This is a genomic window from Mycobacterium sp. TH-M103 (assembly GCF_057473785.1).
Genome location: NZ_JBYCLG010000241.1, coordinates 1 through 2,607, shown reverse-complemented (window position 1 = coordinate 2,607; position 2,607 = coordinate 1). Strand labels below are relative to the sequence as shown.

General features: G+C 70.8%; 3 protein-coding genes and 1 pseudogene. 3 read left to right on the top strand and 1 reads right to left on the bottom strand.

Annotated elements, in window-relative coordinates; genetic code table 11:
* The 3 genes and pseudogenes from manT to mmpH all read left to right on the top strand — a co-directional run.
* Nucleotides 1-443, top strand: a pseudogene (gene manT / locus AC2VOR_RS13935) (MMP alpha-(1->4)-mannosyltransferase); the annotation flags it as partial.
* Complete coding sequence (locus tag AC2VOR_RS13930) at nt 437-1,195, top strand: class I SAM-dependent methyltransferase (protein ID WP_369738662.1); 759 nt, start codon at nt 437-439, stop codon at nt 1,193-1,195. The pseudogene manT and the gene AC2VOR_RS13930, both read left to right, overlap by 7 nt.
* A 19-nt stretch (nt 1,196-1,214) precedes the next feature.
* Nucleotides 1,215-2,258, top strand: a complete 1,044-nt coding sequence (gene mmpH, locus AC2VOR_RS13925) for an MMP endo-(1,4)-3-O-methyl-alpha-D-mannosidase (RefSeq protein WP_486963967.1) — start codon at nt 1,215-1,217, stop codon at nt 2,256-2,258.
* Here the strand turns inward: mmpH and AC2VOR_RS13920 are convergent.
* Nucleotides 2,239-2,607, bottom strand: a 369-nt coding sequence (locus AC2VOR_RS13920) for a class I SAM-dependent methyltransferase (protein WP_486963966.1), incomplete at its 5' end; no start/stop codon positions are given. The two genes, mmpH and AC2VOR_RS13920, sit on opposite strands and share 20 nt — an antisense overlap.

Genomic DNA, 2,607 nt, shown 5'->3' with positions numbered 1-2,607 from the left:
CCACCCACAAACTCATCGCCGAGCTCGGCATCTCCGACATCGTCCACATCACCAGCGGGCTGTCCGACGCCGCGCTGGCCGCCTTGTTCGCGTCGGCGGAGGTTGCTTGCATTCCCTCACTCTACGAAGGGTTTTCGTTGCCGGCGGTGGAGGCGATGGCCAGCGGCACCCCGGTGGTCGCGAGCCGGGTGGGCGCGCTGCCCGAAGTCGTCGGGACCGACGGTGCCTGCGCCGAGCTGGTGCCGCCGGCCGACGTCGAGGCGCTCACCGCGGCGCTCGGCGGTCTGCTCGACTCACCGGAGAAGCGCCGCAGCATGGGCCGCGCGGGTCGCGAACGCGCGGTCAACGTGTTCAGTTGGGACGCCGTGGCGGCGCAGACCGTGGCGGTCTACGAGCTGGCGATCGCGCGCCGCGCCACCGCCGGGGGCGAAGCCCGATGCTGACGGTGGACTTCGACCGCCTCGGCGTCGGGCCGGGCACCAAGGTGATCGACGTGGGATGCGGAGCGGGCCGGCACGCCTTCGAGGCCTACCGGCGCGGGGCCGACGTCGTCGCGTTCGACCGCGACGAATCCGAATTGCGCGGCGTGGAAACCATTTTGCGGGCGATGGGCGAGACCGGAGAGGCGCCCCTGGACGCCTCGGCGCAGGCCGTCGCCGGTGACGCGCTGAGCCTGCCCTACGCCGACGAGACGTTCGACTGCGTCATCGCCGCGGAGATCCTCGAACACGTACCGCAGGACGACGCCGCAATCGCCGAGCTGATCAGGGTACTCAAAGTTGGTGGCACGCTGGCGGTCAGCGTCCCGCGCTGGTTGCCCGAACGGGTGTGCTGGCTGCTTTCCGACGAGTACCACGCCAACGAGGGCGGCCACGTGCGGATCTACCGGGCCAGCCGGCTACGCGACAAGATCACCGCCGGCGGCCTGGACTGGACTCACGAGCACCACGCACACGCGCTGCATTCGCCGTTCTGGTGGCTCAAATGCGCCGTCGGCGTGTCGAACACCGACCATCCGGCGGTGACCGCCTACCACAAACTGCTGGTGTGGGACCTGATGCAGCGGCCGAAACTGACGCGGCTGGCCGAGTCGCTGCTCAACCCGCTGGTGGGTAAAAGCGTGGCGATGTACTTCACCAAGCCGCGGGCGACGGAAAGCGGAGTGACGCCGGGGTATTCAGTTGCGTCGCGTTGAGCCGCCGGCGGTCGCGGACATCCTGACCGCCGAGCAGTGCCGGCAAACCGCGCGATCCATCGCCGACGCTCAGGAATCGTCGGGCGCCATCCCCTGGTTCCCGGGCGGGCACACCGACCCGTGGGACCACGTGGAGTGCGCGATGGCGCTCACCGCGGCGGGGCTGCTGGAGCCGGCCCGGGCCGCGTTCGAATGGTGTCGCCGCACGCAGCGGCCCGACGGTTCCTGGCCCATCCAGGTGCGCGAGGGAATCGTCGAGGACGCCAACAGCGACAGCAACTTCTGCGCCTACATCGCGGCCGGCGTCTGGCACCACGTGCTGGTCACCGGGGACAAAGCCTTCGCCAGGTCGATGTGGCCCGTGGTGCACAAGGCGATCGACTTCGTCATCGACCTGCAGATCGGCTACGGCGAGATCTGTTGGGCGCGAAGCGAAGCCGGTCCCCTGCCGGAGGCGCTGCTGACCGGGTGTGCCAGCGTCTTCCACAGCATCCGGTGCGCGCTGGCGCTCGCCGGTCTCATCGGGGAGCCGCAGCCCGAGTGGGAGCTGGCGCTGGGGCGGCTGGGCCACGCGATCGTCGCGCATCCGGAGGCGTTCACCGAGAAAGACCGCTATTCGATGGAGTGGTACTACCCCATCCTCGGGGGCGCGCTGCGCGGCCCGGCGGCGGCCGAGCGGATCAAGCAGCGCTGGGACGACTTCGTGGTCGGGGACCTGGGCATCCGCTGCGTCGACGACCGCCCCTGGGTGACCGGTGCGGAGACGTGCGAACTGGTGATGGCGCTCGACGCGATCGGTCAGCGGCCCGCCGCGCTGCGGCAGTTCGCCGCGATGCAGCACCTGCGCGAGGACGACGGCTCGTACTGGACCGGCTTGGTCTTCGCGGACGGTAAGCGCTGGCCCGAGGAGCGCACCACCTGGACCGGGGCGGCGATGATCCTGGCCGCCGACGCGCTCTCGGACACCACCGGGGCCGGCGGCATCTTCCGCGGCGACGGGCTGCCGACGGGGCTGCAGACCGGCTTCGACTGCGAATGCGTGGTCACCGGCCCGGGCCGCTGACGACTCTCTCCCCCGCCTCGCCGCCGGTGCGCTCGAGCACCCGCAGCGACCCGGTGGCCGAGACCTCCCGGAACTGGCCGGAATCCAGTGCGCGGCAATAGATGTGGTAAGGGGGGCGCCCGCCGTCCGCGGGGTTCGGGAACACGTCGTGGATGACGAGGGCACCGCCGAGATCCACCCACTTGGCCCATCCGTCGAAATCCTGGTTCGCGGCGGCCTCGGAGTGACCGCCGTCGATGAACAGCAACCGCAGCGGGCACCGCCATCCCCGGGCCACCACCGGCGATTTGCCCACGACGGCGACGACGTGGTCGTCCAGGCCCGCCGCGTCGAGCGTGCGGCGGAAGGT